This is a genomic window from Streptomyces sp. NPDC052064 (genome assembly GCF_055585925.1).
In genome coordinates this window covers 354,777-371,675 of record NZ_JBVJJE010000001.1, presented here as the reverse complement: position 1 = coordinate 371,675, position 16,899 = coordinate 354,777, and the positions used below count along the sequence as shown (strand labels likewise).

The 16,899-nt window shown below is 70.1% G+C and carries 15 protein-coding genes; 8 read left to right on the top strand and 7 right to left on the bottom strand.

Features of this window, described 5'->3' with window-relative positions:
- Window positions 1–37 precede the first annotated feature (37 nt).
- A complete protein-coding gene (gene hutH / locus ACZ6TU_RS01735; protein ID WP_467672552.1) occupies window positions 38–1,576 on the top strand; it encodes a histidine ammonia-lyase in 1,539 nt (512 codons plus the stop codon).
- Between the two features lie 81 nt (window positions 1,577–1,657).
- Here the strand turns inward: hutH and ACZ6TU_RS01730 are convergent, their stop codons facing one another.
- A complete protein-coding gene (locus tag ACZ6TU_RS01730) occupies window positions 1,658–1,972 on the bottom strand; it encodes a hypothetical protein (protein ID WP_467671664.1) in 315 nt (104 codons plus the stop codon).
- A gap of 109 nt (window positions 1,973–2,081) precedes the next feature.
- Here ACZ6TU_RS01730 and ACZ6TU_RS01725 point away from each other — a divergent pair, with 109 nt between their 5' ends.
- From ACZ6TU_RS01725 to ACZ6TU_RS01710, 4 genes are all read left to right on the top strand, one after another.
- Window positions 2,082–2,414: a hypothetical protein gene (locus ACZ6TU_RS01725; protein WP_467671662.1), complete on the top strand. Its 333-nt coding sequence runs from the start codon at window positions 2,082–2,084 to the stop codon at window positions 2,412–2,414.
- Window positions 2,415–2,691: 277 nt separating this feature from the next.
- Complete coding sequence (locus tag ACZ6TU_RS01720) at window positions 2,692–3,942, top strand: L,D-transpeptidase (RefSeq protein WP_467671660.1); 1,251 nt, start codon at window positions 2,692–2,694, stop codon at window positions 3,940–3,942.
- A 318-nt stretch (window positions 3,943–4,260) separates the two neighbouring features.
- Entirely contained in the window at window positions 4,261–7,575 is a 3,315-nt protein-coding gene (locus ACZ6TU_RS01715) for a S8 family peptidase (protein WP_467672550.1), read from the top strand.
- Between the two features lie 78 nt (window positions 7,576–7,653).
- Window positions 7,654–8,166 (top strand): hypothetical protein, encoded by a 513-nt coding sequence (locus ACZ6TU_RS01710; protein WP_469545900.1) that lies wholly within the window; start codon window positions 7,654–7,656, stop codon window positions 8,164–8,166.
- A gap of 14 nt (window positions 8,167–8,180) precedes the next feature.
- Here ACZ6TU_RS01710 and ACZ6TU_RS01705 read toward each other — a convergent pair whose 3' ends face one another.
- A complete protein-coding gene (locus ACZ6TU_RS01705; RefSeq protein ID WP_469545898.1) occupies window positions 8,181–9,107 on the bottom strand; it encodes a helix-turn-helix domain-containing protein in 927 nt (308 codons plus the stop codon).
- 179 nt (window positions 9,108–9,286) lie between these two features.
- On the opposite strand from ACZ6TU_RS01705, the gene ACZ6TU_RS01700 reads away from it, so the two are divergent.
- From ACZ6TU_RS01700 to ACZ6TU_RS01690, 3 genes are all read left to right on the top strand, one after another.
- A complete protein-coding gene (locus tag ACZ6TU_RS01700; RefSeq protein ID WP_467671654.1) occupies window positions 9,287–10,327 on the top strand; it encodes an NAD(P)-dependent alcohol dehydrogenase in 1,041 nt (346 codons plus the stop codon).
- Window positions 10,328–10,471: 144 nt separating this feature from the next.
- Complete coding sequence (locus ACZ6TU_RS01695; protein WP_467671652.1) at window positions 10,472–10,855, top strand: VOC family protein; 384 nt, start codon at window positions 10,472–10,474, stop codon at window positions 10,853–10,855.
- Window positions 10,856–10,964: 109 nt separating this feature from the next.
- A complete protein-coding gene (locus ACZ6TU_RS01690; protein WP_467671650.1) occupies window positions 10,965–11,726 on the top strand; it encodes an SDR family oxidoreductase in 762 nt (253 codons plus the stop codon).
- Between the two features lie 17 nt (window positions 11,727–11,743).
- Here ACZ6TU_RS01690 and ACZ6TU_RS01685 read toward each other — a convergent pair whose 3' ends face one another.
- The 5 genes from ACZ6TU_RS01685 to ACZ6TU_RS01665 form a co-directional block, all read right to left on the bottom strand.
- On the bottom strand, window positions 11,744–12,661 hold the full coding sequence (locus ACZ6TU_RS01685) for a DUF5829 family protein (RefSeq protein WP_467672548.1): 918 nt from the start codon (window positions 12,659–12,661) through the stop codon (window positions 11,744–11,746).
- A gap of 77 nt (window positions 12,662–12,738) precedes the next feature.
- Window positions 12,739–13,419, bottom strand: coding sequence for a DUF4389 domain-containing protein (locus ACZ6TU_RS01680; RefSeq protein ID WP_469545893.1), 681 nt, complete (start codon window positions 13,417–13,419; stop codon window positions 12,739–12,741).
- Window positions 13,420–13,503: 84 nt separating this feature from the next.
- On the bottom strand, window positions 13,504–14,610 hold the full coding sequence (locus ACZ6TU_RS01675; protein ID WP_467672546.1) for an AI-2E family transporter: 1,107 nt from the start codon (window positions 14,608–14,610) through the stop codon (window positions 13,504–13,506).
- A 93-nt stretch (window positions 14,611–14,703) separates the two neighbouring features.
- On the bottom strand, window positions 14,704–15,372 hold the full coding sequence (gene msrA / locus ACZ6TU_RS01670) for a peptide-methionine (S)-S-oxide reductase MsrA (protein ID WP_467671646.1): 669 nt from the start codon (window positions 15,370–15,372) through the stop codon (window positions 14,704–14,706).
- A 365-nt stretch (window positions 15,373–15,737) separates the two neighbouring features.
- Window positions 15,738–16,859, bottom strand: coding sequence for a hypothetical protein (locus ACZ6TU_RS01665; protein WP_467671644.1), 1,122 nt, complete (start codon window positions 16,857–16,859; stop codon window positions 15,738–15,740).
- Between the last annotated feature and the right edge of the window lie 40 nt (window positions 16,860–16,899).

Genomic DNA, 16,899 nt, shown 5'->3' with positions numbered 1-16,899 from the left:
ATCATCGAATTCACTGCGTACGCTCCTGAATATGGATATGCACACTGTGGTGGTGGGGACGTCCGGGGTGACCGCGTCCGACGTGCTCGCCGTGGCGCGCGGCGGCGCCCGCGTCCAGCTCTCCGAGGAGGCGCTGGCCGCCCTCGCCGCGGCCCGCGAGATCGTGGACGCGCTGGCGGCCAAGCCCGACCCCGTGTACGGCGTGAGCACCGGCTTCGGGGCCCTGGCGACCCGGCACATCAGCCCGGAGCTGCGCGCACAGCTCCAGCGCAACATCGTCCGCTCGCACGCCGCCGGCATGGGGCCGAGGGTGGAGAGGGACGTCGTACGCGCCCTGATGTTCCTGCGGCTGAAGACCGTCTGCTCCGGGCACACCGGCGTACGGCCCGAGGTCGCGCGGACCATGGCCGATCTCCTCAACGCCGGTATCACCCCGGTCGTGCACGAGTACGGCTCCCTCGGTTGCTCCGGCGACCTGGCGCCGCTGTCCCACTGCGCGCTCACGCTCATGGGGGAGGGGGACGCCGAGGGCCCCGACGGTGTCGTACGCCCGGCCGCCGAACTCCTCGCCGCGCACGGCATCCAGCCGGTCGAACTGCGCGAGAAGGAAGGCCTCGCCCTTCTCAACGGCACCGACGGCATGCTCGGCATGCTGGTCATGGCCCTGGCCGACCTCGACACGCTCTACCGGTCCGCCGACGTCACGGCCGCCCTGTCGCTGGAGGCCCTGCTCGGCACCGACAGGGTCCTCGCCCCCGAGCTGCACGCCATCCGGCCGCACCCGGGGCAGGCCGCCAGTGCCGCCAACATGCTGGCCGTGCTGAAGGGCTCGGGGCTGACCGGGCATCACCAGGACGACGCGCCGCGTGTCCAGGACGCCTACTCGGTGCGCTGCGCCCCGCAGGTCGCCGGGGCCGGGCGGGACACCATGGCCCACGCCCGGCTGGTCGCCGACCGCGAGCTGGCCTCCGCCGTGGACAACCCCGTCGTGCTGCCCGACGGGCGCGTGGAGTCCAACGGCAACTTCCACGGGGCGCCCGTCGCCTACGTCCTGGACTTCCTCGCCATCGCCGTCGCCGACCTCGGCTCCATCGCCGAACGGCGCACCGACCGGCTGCTCGACAAGAACCGCAGCCACGGCCTGCCGCCGTTCCTCGCCGACGACGCCGGTGTGGACTCGGGCCTGATGATCGCTCAGTACACCCAGGCCGCGCTGGTGAGCGAGATGAAGCGGCTCGCCGTACCGGCGTCCGCCGACTCGATCCCGTCCTCCGCCATGCAGGAGGACCACGTCTCGATGGGCTGGTCGGCGGCGCGCAAGCTGCGCACGGCCGTCGACAACCTCACCCGGATCCTGGCCGTCGAGCTGTACGCCGCCACGCGCGCGATCGAACTGCGCGAGGGGCTCACCCCGGCGCCTGCGACACGGACCGTCATCGACGCCCTGCGGGAAGCGGGAGTTCAGGGCCCGGGACCGGACCGGTTCCTGGCGCCCGACCTGGCCTCGGCGGACGCGTTCGTGCGCGACGGGCGGCTGTTGGCCGTGGTGGAGACGGTCACCGGCCCGCTTCGGTAGACGGCGCTTGAAGAAGTGGAGACAAGGCCGGCCGGGGCCCCGCGTGGCATGGCCCCGGCCGCGTGACGTCAGAAGCCGGCCTCAGAAACCGAGCCGTTCCCGGCGGACCGAGTACGCGACGAAGCCCGCGCCCAGCGTGAGGAAGAACGTGCCGCCGATGACGTACGGCGTGCTGTCGAAGCTGCCCGTGTCGGCGAGGCGGGTGCCGGTGACGGAGTCGCCCGCGGTCGTGGCCGCGATCCGCGCCTGCTCCATGACCTGCGGCGACGGGCTCGCCGCGACCGCGTCTCTGACCGGGGAGTCCGACGTCGCGTTGGCGGACGGGACGAACCACAGGGCGCCCAGCAGGGTCGCCGCGGCAGTGGCGGTCAGCAAGGGACGGCGAGCGGATGACACGGAATATCGATCCCCTTGTGGCGCTGGCGAATTGGCCGTGTAGGGCGATGTTAGTGAAAGTCGCGGGTCACGGGAAAGTCACGGGAGGTCCTGGACGTACGCTCGCGCCATGAGCACTCCAGAGACATCACGTTTTGTCCGGCTTCGAGTGGAACTCGTCCTCGAGGTCGAGGACGCGGACGGGATCACCAAGGCCGCGCTGCGCCGGATCGCCGACGAAGGTGCGATGCCGGCGGCGGAACGGGCCCATGCCGAGGGCGCTGTGACGGAAGACACGGCCGAGGCCCTCGCGTACCTCGTGGATCCGTTCGACCTGGTCAGTCAGGTGCCGGGCGTGGAGCTCCAGCAGGCCTCCTGGAGCAGCGAGCGGATCGACTACGACCCCGATTCGCCGGACTGGGACCTCGACGAGGATGATGGCGACGACGACAGCGACAGCTGAGGCACTTGGGAAAATAGTGACCCCGGGCGGCAACCGTCGTCCGGGGTCTCTGCGTCTCAAGCGGCGCACCGACCTCATCCGTACCGTCCGCGCCAGTCCGCCGCGGACGGGCGCGGACGTGGTGATCACCACACGTGCGTGACATGGGGAACCGGGCGAACCGGTCGTAGCGTTGAAAGTTACCGGCGAGGACTCACGAGTCCTGACGGGGGCACTTGGGACTGTGACGGGGACACTCGGGGTTTTGGGGAAATCGGCAACGATGGAGAAGCGTGTGATGACGGTCAGTAAGCGGCGCAGGGGCCTGACGGTCGCGTCCGCACTGCTCGGCGGAGTGCTGGTGCTCTCGGCCTGTTCCGGCGGCGATGACAGTGCCTCCGGGAGCGACGGCGGCGACACCTCCCAGTCCAAGGTCGACGAGGCCGCGGCCAAGAAGGCGTCCAAGGCCCAGATCAAGATCACGCCCGAGGACGGCTCCGACAACGCCTCCATCAACAACTCCGCCGCCGTCGCCGTGAGCAAGGGCACGCTCACGAGCGTCAAGATGACGACGTCCGACGGCACGGAGGTCAGCGGCCAGATATCCGCCGACAAGACCAGCTGGAAGCCCAGCACGCAGCTGGAGCGCTCCACCACCTACAAGCTGTCGGCGGAGGCGAAGGACTCCGACGGCCGCGTCGCCCATGAGAACGCCTCGTTCACCACGGTCTCCCCGGCCAACAGCTTCATCGGCAACTTCACCCCGGACGACGGCACCACCGTGGGCGTCGGCATGCCGGTCTCGATCAACTTCGACAAGGCGATCACCAACAAGGCCGCGGTCCAGAAGGGCGTCAAGGTCAGCACGACCAGTGGCCAGGAGGTCGCCTGCCACTGGTTCAACGCCAACCGCATGGACTGCCGCCCCGAGGACTACTGGAAGGAAGGCTCCACCGTCACGCTGAAGCTCGCGCTCGACGGTGTCGAGGGTGCCGAGGGTGTCTACGGCGTCCAGCAGAAGACGGTCACCTTCAAGGTCGGCCGCAACCAGGTCTCGTACGTCGACGCGAAGACCAAGCAGATGAAGATCACGCAGGACGGCAAGGTCGTGCGGACCATCCCGATCTCCGCCGGCTCACCGGAGAACAAGACCTACGAGGGCATCATGGTGATGTCCGAGAAGTTCAAGGAGACGCGCATGAACGGCGCGACCGTGGGCTTCACGGACGACGACGGCAAGGGCGAGTACGACATCAAGGACGTGCCGCACGCCATCCGCCTCTCCAGCTCCGGCACCTTCATCCACGGCAACTACTGGGGCGCGAAGTCCATCTTCGGCAGCGTGAACACGAGCCACGGCTGCGTCGGTCTCCAGGACGCGAAGGGCGCCGACGACCCGAACACGCCGGGCGCGTGGTTCTACAACAACTCGATGATCGGTGACGTGGTGGTCGTCGAGAACACCGGCGACAAGACCGTCGCGCCGGACAACGGGCTCAACGGCTGGAACATGAGCTGGGCCGACTGGAAGGCCGGTTCGGCGGTCTGACGACCCCGTAGCCGCACGTAAGGGAGCCGCCGCCCTGCCCCGATCCCGGGGCGGGGCGGCGGCTTCCGTCTTCTCCCCGTCCCTTGTGTCAAGGAGAACACGCGTGCGCAATCGTCCCGCCCTGTAACGGAGTTCCGGCAGCCGTGTAACAGCCTGCCGACGGATCTCTTACCTTCCTCTCATCTATTGAGCACCTGATCACCCCTCGGCATACTGCCTATTCCGGGGGGTGTACGCCTATGCGTACGAGACCACCCCCGGCCGGGTGAACGGGGAATTCGCCCGGTACTTCTGCAAGGGGGAAACTTGCGCAGACAAGTGAAAAGGGCGTGCGCGGCCACGGTCGCCACAGCGGCAGCCGTGGCCCTGGCAGCGGGGATGACCAGCCCGGCGTCGGCGAACGGCGAGCAGACGACCGCAGCCGCGAAGCAGGCGTCGGTCACCGCCAAGCACCGCATCACACTGATCACCGGCGACCGGGTCGTCCTGGACGCCAAGGGCCGTGTCGTCGGCCTGGAGCGGGCCAAGGGACGCGAGGACATTCCCGTCCAGGTCCGCAAGCTCGACGGCCACACGCTCGTGATCCCGGCCGACGCGGCCCGCCTGGTCGCCACCGGCAAGCTCGACCAGCGGCTCTTCGACGTCACCGAGCTCAACAAGTCCGCGACCCGCAAGGCCCAGAAGAAGGGCCTGAAGGTCATCGTCGGCTACCAGGGCAGCGCCGCGGCCACCAAGGCCGACGTGCGCGACGCCGGCCGGCTCAGCCACTCCCTGAAGACCGTGAACGCCGATGCGGTGCAGACGCCGCAGGAGGACGCGCCCGAGCTGTGGGACGCGGTCACCAACGGCGACAAGACCGCTTCCGGCATCGCGCACGTCTGGCTCGACGGCGTCCGCAAGGCCAGCCTCGACAAGTCCGTCCCGCAGATCGGCGCCCCCAAGGCGTGGGCCGCCGGCTACGACGGCAAGGGCGTGAAGATCGCCGTCCTGGACACCGGTGTCGACGCCACCCACCCCGACCTCAAGGGCCAGGTGATCGGCGCCAAGAACTTCACCACCTCGCCCGACACCTCCGACAAGGTCGGCCACGGCACGCACGTCGCCTCCATCGCCGCCGGTACCGGCGCGAAGTCCGGCGGCAAGTACAAGGGCGTCGCGCCCGGCGCGAAGATCATCAACGGCAAGGTGCTCGACGACGGCGGATTCGGCAGCGACTCCGAGGTCCTCGCCGGCATCGAGTGGGCCGCCGCGGAGGGCGCCGACGTCGTCAACATGAGCCTGGGCGGCGGCGACACGCCCGCGATCGACCCGCTGGAAGCGGCGGTGAACAAGCTGTCCGAGGAGAAGGGCATCCTGTTCGCCATCGCGGCCGGCAACGAGGGCGACTTCGGCGAGCAGACCGTCGGCTCGCCGGGCAGCGCCGCCGCGGCCTTGACCGTCGGCGCGGTCGACGACAAGGACGTGCTGGCCGACTTCTCCAGCCGCGGCCCCGGCATGGACGGCGCCCTCAAGCCCGACGTGACCGCGCCCGGCGTGGACATCACTGCGGCCTCCGCCCCGGGCAACCAGATAGCCGCCGAGGTCGGCGAGAAGCCGGCCGGCTACATGACGATCTCCGGTACGTCGATGGCGACCCCGCACGTCGCGGGCGCCGCGGCGCTGCTGAAGCAGCAGCACCCGGCGTGGAAGCACGCCGAGCTGAAGGGCGCCCTGACCGGCTCCACGAAGGGCGGCAAGTACACGCCGTTCCAGCAGGGTTCGGGCCGCATCCAGGTCGACAAGGCCATCAAGCAGTCCGTGATCGCCGACCCGGTCTCGGTGAGCTTCGGCGTCCAGCAGTGGCCGCACACCGACGACAAGCCGGTCACCAAGGAACTGACGTACCGCAACCTCGGTACGAAGGACGTCACGCTGAAGCTGACGTCGACGGGCACCGACCCGAAGGGCCAGGCCGCCCCGGCCGGCTTCTTCAAGCTCGGCGCCACCTCGGTGACCGTCCCGGCCGGCGGCAAGGCCTCCGTCCCGTTCACCGTGAACACCAAGCTGGGCGGCACGGTCGACGGCGGCTACTCGTCGTACGTGACGGCGACGGGCGGCGGCCAGACCGTCCGCACGGCCGCCGCCGTGCAGCGCGAGGTCGAGTCGTACGACGTCACGCTGAAGTTCCTCGACCGTGACGGCAAGCCCACCAAGAACTACAGCGCCGACCTGGCCGCCGTCTCCGGCCTGGGCAAGGGCAAGTTCTTCATGCCGTACGAAGCGGACGGCACCGTCACCACCCGTGTGCCCAAGGGCGGTTACGTCCTCAACACGAACGTCTACGTGGGCGACGACCCCGAGAAGTTCCAGGGCGCCGACTGGCTGGCCCAGCCCAAGCTGAACGTCACCAAGAACACGACGGTCACGCTGGACGCCCGCAAGGCCAAGCCGGTGGACATCACCGTGCCGGACAAGGCGGTCAAGTCGGAGTTCGCCTCGGCCGACTACACGGTGGAGACGAAGGACTCCAGCTACGGCTTCGGCTGGCTCCTCGACTCGTACGCCGACATCCGCACCGCGCACGTCGGCCCGCAGATCACCGACGGTTCGGTGACCCAGCAGTGGGACGGCCACTGGACCAAGGGTGACAAGGAACAGTACGACGTCACCGGCGGCGGCAAGGTCAAGCAGCTCGCCACCGGCTACACCAAGCACTACAAGGCGAGCGAGCTCGCCACGGTGAAGGCGGGCCTCGGCGCCGCGGCGAAGGGCAAGAAGGGCTCCATCAGCGCCGTGGGCTGGATGCCGTGGAGCAACAGCGCCTCCTCGATCGGCGTTCAGCAGTCCCTGCCCGGCACGCGGACGCTGCACCTGTCCACCGCGGGCGGCGTGCAGTGGCAGCTCGAGTTCGCCCAGTACGGCGGCGTCGACGCGGACGGCTTCCCGGTCGACGAGGCCGGCTACACGCTGGGAACGCAGAAGTTCGCCGCCGGCAAGACCTACTCGAAGACCGTCAACACGGCCGTCTTCGGACCGCGTCTCAACGCCGACTTCGGCCTCTTCCGTGAGGGCAACCAGCTCTACGGCTCCCTGCCGCTGTTCGCGGACGGCAAGGGCAACGCGGGCTACTCGACCTTCTCCGCGGTCGACACGACGCTGTACCGCAACGGCAAGAAGGTCGGCAGCAACAACGACCCGCTGTTCGGCGACAAGCAGTTCAATGTCCCGGCCGGTGACGCCGAGTACAAGCTGACGACGTCGGTCAAGCGCAGCGTCAAGGTCGCGGCGGCCTCCACCCGCATCGACGCGAGCTGGACGTTCCGCTCCAAGAAGACCTCCGGCATCAAGCAGCTGCCCGCCTCCACGGTCCGCTTCAACGCGGCCACGGGCCTGGACAGCAAGGTCCCGGCCGGCAAGACGGTCAGCATCCCGGTCACCGTCGAGGGCGCGGCCAAGGGCAGCAACCTGAAGTCGCTGTCGGTGTACGTGTCGTACGACTACGGCAAGACCTGGAAGAAGCTCACCGTCAAGAAGGGCAAGGTCAGCTTCAAGAACCCGGCGAAGGGGAAGGCCATCTCCTTCCACGCCAAGATCGCCGACAAGAAGGGCAACAAGTCGACGGTCTCGATCTACAACGCCTACTACGGCAAGTAGGCCGTAGGGCACGTCCGTCACGGGCCCGTCGGGAGCTTCGGCTCCCGGCGGGCCCCGCCGCATCAGGAGGGGCCTCGTATGACCGCCGCAGTGACCGCCATGATCACCGCCGTCGTGGGCGTCCTCGGCACGCTCTTCGCGCCGGTGCTCAGCCAGCGGCTGACCGCACGGCAGCGGGACGAGGAGACCCGGGCCGCCGAGGAGCGACGGCGGTTCGAGGAGCGCAGAGACGCGTACACGGCGATGAACAGGGCCTCACGCCAGTTCCACACTCTCCTGAAGGACGCCCTGCACCGCCTGCGTGACGGGGTCTACGGCGATGCCGAACGCGACCAGCTGGAAGAGACACGGCGCGACTACCGGGACCGGTACGCGCAGGCCCAGATGATCGTCCCCGAGCGCATCCTGGAGGCCTCACGGTCGGTGAACGAGGTCCTCGCGGGCATCGACGCGGCGGTCAAGCGGCTCGATCGTGGCATGGCCCGGGACGGCGAGAGCGCCGAGGGCGCCCTCCTCGAACTGAAGGAGGCCGAGCCGCGGCTGTCCGTGATGCGCAGGCTGATGCGGGAGGATCTCGGCGTCGCCGAGTGAGGCGGAGACGTCGCTCACTCCGACTCCGTCGAAGCCCTGGTGCCCGAGCGGGTCGCGTCCGCGCCCCAGCTCGCCAGCAGCCGCAGCGCCTCCGCCGACGGGGAGCCCGGTTCCGCGTGGAATGTGATCAGGGACTGCTCGGCGTCGTCGACCAGGCGGAACGTCTCGAAGGACAGGGTCAGGTCGCCGGCCAGAGGGTGCCGCATCCGCTTGACGCCGTAGCTCTTCTCCTTGACGTCGTGCGCGGCCCACAGCCGACGGAACTCCTCGCTCTTCACGGAGAGCTCGCCCACCAGGGCGGACAGCCGCGGGTCGTCCGGACGGCAGCCCGCGTCCATGCGCAGATAGCCGACGATGTCGGACGCCTTCTGGTCCCACTCGACGAACAGCTCGCGGTAGTCGGCCCTGAGGAACACCAGCCGCGCCCAGTTGCGCTCCGCCGTCGGCAGCTCCCCCCAGTCGCCGAAGAGGGCCGCGGCCATCCGGTTCCAGGCCAGGATGTCCGAGCGGCGCCCGACGACGTACGCCGGGACGCTGTCGATCGAGTCCAGCAGATGCCGCAACGCCGGCCGTACCTGCTGGGCCCGCGCCGCCTGCTTCTTCTTGTGCTGCTTCGGCTTCGCCAGGTGCATCAGGTGGGCGTGCTCGGCGCCGGTCAGCCGCAGGGCGCGCGCGATCGCCTCCAGCACCTCCGCCGAGACGTTGCGCCCGTTGCCCTGCTCCAGCCGTGTGTAGTACGCCACGGACACCCCGGCCAGCTGAGCCAGCTCCTCACGGCGCAGCCCCGGCACCCGCCGCCGCCCGAAGTCGGGCAGCCCCACGTCCTCCGGCTTCAGCCGGGCACGCCGGGTGCGCAGGAACTCACTGAGCTCGGCACGCCGGCCCAGGCCCCCGCCGGTATCCGGTGCGGGCTCCTGTACGGGTTCGGGCTGTTCGTCCATGCCCTCCAGTATTCACGGTCGTACGCACACGAGCCTGACCCCGCCAGTGGTACGCACGCTGTGCATACGCAAAACCGTGGTCTGGGTAGACGCTCACGGATTTGGCACGGTGGTGATCGTGCCCGGTCGGAACATCAGAAGGCAGCCGGGCACGGAACCTCGCTAGGAGAACCCCCGGCATGACCACTGTTGCTGCGTACGCCACACCCGCACCCAAGGCTCCGCTGGAGCGCACCACCATCGAGCGCCGCGAGGTCGGCGAGTTCGACGTCCTGATCGACATCAAGTTCGCCGGTATCTGCCACTCCGACATCCACCAGGCCCGGGAGGGCTGGGGCGAGGCGATCTTCCCGATGGTCCCCGGCCACGAGATCGCCGGTGTCGTCTCCGAGGTGGGTCCGGGCGTCACGAAGTTCGCCGTCGGCGACCGCGTGGGCGTCGGCTGCATGGTCGACTCCTGCCGCGAGTGCGAGAACTGCAAGGCCGGACGCGAGCAGTACTGCGTCCAGGGCAACGTCCCGACGTACAACGGCATAGGCAAGGACGGCGAGCCCACCTACGGTGGCTACTCGCAGAAGGTCGTCGTCGACGAGAACTTCGTCGTCCGCGTCCCCGACGGCCTCTCCCTCGACGTCGCCGCGCCGCTGCTGTGCGCCGGCATCACCCTCTACTCCCCGCTCAAGCGCTTCGGCGCCGGTCCCGGCAGGAAGGTCGCGATCGTCGGCCTGGGCGGCCTCGGCCACATGGGCGTGAAGATCGCGCACGCCCTGGGTGCCGAGGTGACGGTGCTGTCGCAGTCCCTGCGCAAGCAGGAGGACGGCCTGAAGCTGGGCGCGGACCACTACTACGCCACCAGCGACCCGAAGACCTTCGAGGAACTGGCCGGCACCTTCGACCTGATCGTCTCCACGGTCTCGGCGCCGCTGGACTTCAACGCCTACCTCTCGCTGCTGAAGACCGAGGGCACGCTGGCCAACGTCGGCGCTCCCGAGGAGCCCATCGCCCTCAACCTCTTCTCGGTGATCGGCGGCGGCAAGACCCTCGCCGGTTCCATGATCGGCGGCATCGCGGAGACCCAGGAGATGCTGGACTTCTGCGCCGAGCACGGCCTCGGTGCCGAGATCGAGCTGATCCGCGGTGACCAGATCAACGAGGCGTACGAGCGCGTGGTCGCCAGCGACGTGCGCTACCGGTTCGTGATCGACACCGCGACCATCTGAGACCGGACGGCTTCCGTATCCGCCCTGAGGGCCCCGGCAGCGCGCCGGAGCCCTCAGGGCGGTCGTGATGCACGAGGAGGTGCCCGCGGGGTACATGGTGGAGTGCACCAGGGGGTTCGCCAGGTACGTCAGGGGAGGCCCGCCATGACTGTGCAGCTGAACCACACCATCGTCGTCGCGCACGACAAGCGCGTCTCGGCCCGGTTCCTCGCCGACATCCTGGGACTGGACGTGAGCCCGCCCTACGGCCCGTTCCTCCCGGTCGAGATCCCCAACGGCGTGACGCTCGACTACATGGACAGCCCCGGCGCCATCACGCCGCAGCACTACGCCTTCCTCGTCTCGGAGGACGAGTTCGACCAGATCTTCGCCCGGATCCAGGAGGCCGGTCTGACGTACTGGGCGGACCCCTTCCACAGCCGCCCCGGCGAGATCAACCACAACGACGGCGGCCGCGGCGCCTACTTCGACGACCCCGACGGCCACCGCCTGGAGATCATCACGCGGCCCTATGGCAGCGGCGGGTGAGCCGGCGGCTGAGCTTCGGCGCTCCGCTCGTCACATCTTCGCGCCGTCCTTCGTCATACCGGCGAAGGCGACATCAGAACGCGAAGAGCTGAAGAGCTGGGGAGCAGCCATGACATCACCGATCCTGGTCACCGGCGGCACGGGCACTCTGGGCGGCCACGTCCTGCCGTTGCTGCGCGCGTCCGGCCACGACGTGCGGGTCCTCACCCGGCGCGCCCGACCCGCCACGGACGGCGTCGAGTACGTCACCGGCGACCTGCTGAAGGGCGAGGGCGTCGAGGCCGCCGTCGACGGCGTGGAGACCGTGCTGCACATGGCGGGCGGCCCCAAGGGTGACGACGAGGCGACCCGCACCCTGGTGCGCGCCGCGTCCCGGGCCGGCGTACGGCACTTTCTCTACATCTCGGTCATCGGCGCGGACCGGGTCCCACTGGCCTGGATGCGGACGAAGCTGGAGTCGGAGCGGGCCGTCGCCGATTCCGGCATCCCATGGACGACCCTGCGCGCGGCCCAGTTCCACGACCTGGCGCTGACCATGGTCGAGAAGATGGCGAAGCTGCCGGTCTTCCCGGTGCCCGGTGGCCTCCGGCTCCAGCCGGTGGATTCGCGGGAGGTCGCCGCCCGCCTCGCGGAACTGACCCTCGGCGACCCGTCCGGCCTCGTCGCGGACATGACGGGGCCGGACGTCCACGACCTCGCGGCCCTGGCCCGCCCCTACCTCCGCCTGCGCGGTCGGCGCCGCCCCATGCTGCCGGTGCGGATCCCCGGGAAGGCGGGGCGGGCGTACCGGGCGGGGGCGAACCTGACGCTGGAGGGGGCGGAGGAAGGGAAGCGGACCTGGGAGGAGTTCCTCGCGGAGAAGCTGGGCTGATCCTTGCCGGCTCGGTGCTACCGGGCCGTCGGCTGGTCCTGCTCGCCGAACGTCCACACGGCGCGGGACCCCGGGCCGACGACGAGGGCCGAGTGACCGATCCTCTCCTCGTGCCGGTACGACACCGGCCTGTTCAGCGACATCTCGACCTGCCTCAGTCCCACCTGGTCGAGCGGCACGGCGTCGAACCGCAGCGTGGTGCCGCCGCCCTTCGCGACGGCGCCCCCGCCGGGCAGGGACCGTACGGTGAACCCGCCGGCCTTCAGCAGCGGCACCGTGTTGGCGAGGTCCCGGGCGGTCACCGCGAGCCGGATGCCGGTCACGTCCCGCATCAGGTGATCGCGGTAGGCATCGGGCAGATAGCGCTCCCGGCCCACGTCACCGGGGTGTGCGGCGGGCTCGGTGTTGCCGCGCGGGTCGGCGAAGTACTCCGGCCGGTACTCCATGCCCCAGGCGCCGAAGAGGTCGTACCGGTCGGTGGTGAAGACGGCGTCGAACCAGGGCACCGGGACGCCGTCGCCGAAGTCGCGGGTCTGCCGGAACTCGACGGGCTCGCTGATCCCCAGCTCGCGCAGCCGGGCGATCACCCTCGCCAGGTCGCCTTCCCGTTCCGTCGAGACGCCCATGCCGGTGGCGCCGAGGGTGCCGTCCTTGCCGGGGAGGTCGCCGACCCCGAACAGCTCGATGTAGGTCTCGCGGCCCATCAGATAGCGGCCGGTCCAGGTCTGCCCGCCGGAACCGGTCGTGGTGCGGACCTGGAAGTCGGCGAAGTCCCGCAGATAGGCGGAGTGCTCGATGGCGTCGGCGGTCTCCCGGTCGAGGACGCCGTAGGCGTGGTTGTAGAACAGGAGCTGCCGCCCGCCGTCCTCGGCATGCGCGGAGCTCACTCCGCCCTGGACCGCCCCTGCGAGGGCGAGGGCGACGACCATGATCATCTGTAATGCTCGTCCGACCGTCATGCGGAGGAGCGTAGAGCGGGAAGAATCGCTTCCGCCGGGGATTGTGGCGTCTGTCAGGGGCCCTTGCTCAGTAGCCCTGGGTCAGGGGGCTCCCGGCCGCCCATGTCGAGGCGGAACGGTGGGTACTGGTCGGTCATCAGGGCGGCGTACGCGGTCACCCGGGCGCACCAGCGGGCGAGGCCGAGCAGGAAGTCGAAGAGGTGCCGCGGATAGCGGGCGGTGAACAGCAGGACGACCACCGCGACCAGCGAGAGGAAGGGCATCAGCCCGGTGCCCCGCCAGCCGTCCCCGTCGCCCCAGCCCCAGCCGCCGCCCACGAACATCGCGACGACGATGTACTGCGGGATCGCCAGCAGCCACCACTTGACCAGGACCAGTCCGCGCGAGAGCCGCTCGGGATGGGCGACGTCGAAGCGGGCCGGATAGTCGGGCACGTCGGAGAGGGTGAACGGCGGGTACCGGTCGGTGCCGAGCGCGGTGTGGGCGTAGTAGCTGACCCGCCAGTTCCACCGCAGCACGCCGACGTTGAAGTCGAAGAGGGACCGGGGATACCGGGCGGTGAACAGGATGGCGAAGAACGCGACGACGCTCACGAGGACGAACGCGATCCACAGGAAGAACAGCACGATGTAGTGCGGGATGGCGAGCAGCCACTTCACCAGCCACAGCCACCGGGACAGCCGGGCGTCGACGGACGCCTCCAGACGTACGGGCGACGCGGTGACAGGAATCATGGGGCGGAACTCCCTTCGCTTGCAGGCTCGCAAGCGAAGAGGAGCCCCGCGACCTGGGCGGGGCCGTTCGCGCGTCCCGGTCCGTTACGACGGGACGGGGGCGGCGCTGTTCGGCTCGTCGGTGCCGTCCGGTTCCTGCGGCGGATCGCTGAGCTGCTCGCGCACGTAGTTCCAGACCACCGCGATCAGCGCGGCGACGGGGACGGCCAGCAGACTGCCGACGATGCCGGCCAGACTGCCGCCCAGCGTCACCGCCAGCAGCACCACGGCCGCGTGCAGGCCGAGCCCACGGCTCTGGATCATGGGCTGGAACACGTTGCCCTCGAGCTGCTGCACCACGACGATGATGGCCAGCACGATCAGCGCGTCCGTCGGGCCGTTGTAGACGAGTGCGATGAGGACCGCGACGAAGCCGGCGAACAGGGCGCCGACGATCGGCACGAACGCGGAGACGAAGGTCAGCACCGCCAGCGGGAGCACCAGCGGTACGCCCAGGATCCACAGGCCCAGTCCGATCAGGACGGCGTCGAGCAGGCCGACGGCCGCCTGGGAACGCACGAAGGCGCCCAGCGTGTTCCAGCCGCGCTCGAACACGGTCGGAACGTCGGCGGCGAGCCGGCCGGGCAGCTGGCGGGAGAGCCACGGCAGGAACCGCGGGCCGTCCTTGAGGAAGAAGAACATCAGGAAGAGGGCGAGAACGGCGGTGACGACGCCGTTCACCACGGTGCTCACACCTGTGACGACAGCGCCCACCATGCTGCCGAGGCCCTCCTGGGCGCGGGCGACCGCGCTGTCGAAGGCCTTGTTGATCTGGGCGTCACCGATGTTCAAGGGCGGCCCGGCGGCCCACTCGCGCAGCTTCTGGATGCCCTCGACCACGCCGTCGGTCAGCTCACCGGACTGGGACGCCACCGGCACGGCGATCAATGCCACGACACCCGCGGCGACCAGCAGGAACAGCACGGTCACGACCGACGCGGCGAGCGCGGGCGGCCACCCGCGGCGACGCAGGAAACGGGCCGCGGGCCAGGTCAGCGTGGTCAGCAGCAACCCGACGACGAGCGGCCAGACCACCGACCACATCCGGCCCAGCAGCCACAGAGCCACCGCCAGCATCGCGAGCACCAGGAGCAACTCTCCGGAGACGCGTGCCGATATCCGGAGCGCGTCACGGGTCTTCGTGGAACTCAAGGGCACAGTCACGGGGGCACCTTATTGCCACTGCGCCCCGTGTGTTCCAGTGGTGCCGCTGTTCAAGCCCCGCGCGTCACCAGAGGCCGGCGCTCACCCGTCGGCCTTGGCCACGCCGATCGGGCAGGACACGCCCGTACCACCGATGCCGCAGTAACCCGCCGGGTTCTTGTCCAGGTACTGCTGGTGGTAGCCCTCCGCCGGGTAGAACGGGCGGCCCTCCGCCGGGACGATCTCCGTGGTGATCTCGCCGTAGCCGGAAGAGGTGAGGACCTTCTGGTAGGAGTCGCGGGAGGACTTGGCGGTGGCCGCCTGCTCGGGGGTGTGGGTGTAGATCGCCGAGCGGTACTGCGTGCCCACGTCGTTGCCCTGGCGGAAGCCCTGCGTGGGGTCGTGGGACTCCCAGAACGTCTTCAGGAGGTGCTCGTACGAGACCAGCTTCGGGTCGTAGACCACGCGGACGACCTCCGTGTGGCCGGTCAGGCCCGAGCAGACCTCCTCGTACGTGGGGTTCTCCGTGGAACCGCCCTGGTAGCCGACCAGGGTCGTCCACACCCCTGCCGGGAGCTGCCAGAACTTGCGCTCGGCGCCCCAGAAGCAGCCCAGGCCGAAGTCGGCGGTCTCCAGACCCTCGGGGTAGGGGCCGAGCAGTGGGTTGCCGAGGACGGTGTGGCTGTCGGGGACCGTGAACGCCGGCTCCGAGCGGCCGGGCAGCGCCTGCTCGGGGGTCGGCAGCTGGGGCGTACGGCTGTGCAGGAACATGCGGTCTCCAATCGGCGCGACACCCACGCGGGGCGACGCCACGTTCAACGTGCGGGGGGCGGAGGGAATTCCGGCCGGGGCCGCGCCTCGGGGCGCTGCGCCCCGGGCGGCGGGAGCGGGTGTCTCACGCGGCGGGAGCCGGTGCTTCGGGCGGCGGGGACCTGTGTCGTGGCCGGGGCCGCGTTTCGGGGGTGGCCGGGGCTCAGCGTCTTCCCGGCCGGGGTCGGTGTTGTGGGCGGTGGGAGCTTGTGCCTGGCGAGGCCGGAGCCGGCGACTCGGCCCGCCGGAGCCGGCGTCTCGGTGCTCGCCGGAGCCGGCGTCCCGGTGCGCCCCGGCCCGCGTCTCGGCGCCGCCGAGCAGGCGTCTCAGTGCGGCAGGCTCGCCGGGCTGCCGCCGTTCGCCTCGTAGCCCGCCACTGCCAGTGCCCGGTACACCGCGAACTCAGCTGCGGGGTCGGTGGACAGGGTCCAGGGCAGGGCGCCGACATGGCCGTCGATGTGCACCAGCTGGTTCATGGCTTCCGCCCAGCGCTCGCCGCGGACCAGGAAGAAGACCAGCAGGTGCCGCACGTGCGCCAGCATCGGGTCGTCGGGGCGGGCCGAGTGCACCGCGTGCAGCGCGCCGTGGACCGACTTCGTGACGACCTCGGTCTGCCAGAAGCTGCTGACCAGGGTCACCTCGGGGAGGTGCTCGAACACCGCGAAGAGGGGCATCGCCGCAAGGAGGGAGCCCTTGGGCGCGCGGGCCGCCGCGGCCTCCGCGAACTCGTACGCCAGCTCACGCGAGCCGTGCCACTTCTCGCACCAGTAGTGCAGCGCGGCCAGGTGCGCTCCCATGTGGGCCGGGGCGCGGTCCAGGATCTTCAGCCAGAGCTGCTCGAAGTCCTTCTGGGAGTAGCCCAGCCCGCGGGCGACCGACAGCTCGACGATGTACGGGATCGGATCGCCGGGGGCCAGCAGCGCCGCCTCGCCGCACGCCGCCTTCGCCTCCTCCATGATGATCCGGAACTCGTCCGTCCCGGGCGTCGCAGTACGCCACGCCTGCTGCACCAGGAACTCGGCGTGCACCGCCGCGCCGCCCGCGTCCTTGGGTGCCTCGGTCCGCCACACCCGCAGCCACTGCCCGCCCGGCGCCTCGCTCACCCCGCCGGGCCGCTGAGAGAGCTCCAGTGAGGCCGCACCCGCGAAGGCCTGCACACGCTGCCAGCGCCGCTCGCCCTCCGTCTCCGTGCCCGCGAGGAGCTGCTGCGCCGCGCGGTGGTCCTGCGTGCGCTGCACCACGTCCAGGACGTCCAGCAGATCCTGGTCGGGGCCGGGCATGCGGATGTCCAGCTCCTCCTCGGGGACGAAGCCGTAGTTCGCCGGGTCCGCGGCGTCCGGGTGGTCGGGCGAGACCAGACCGATCGCGGTCCCGCGCCCGCGCCGCAGGAAGGGAAGCAGCACGAAGCCCAGCATGACCAGTGCGATCAGGACCCAGAGAATCTCCATGCGACAAGCGAACCAGACCGCGCCGACAATTGGCCAACCT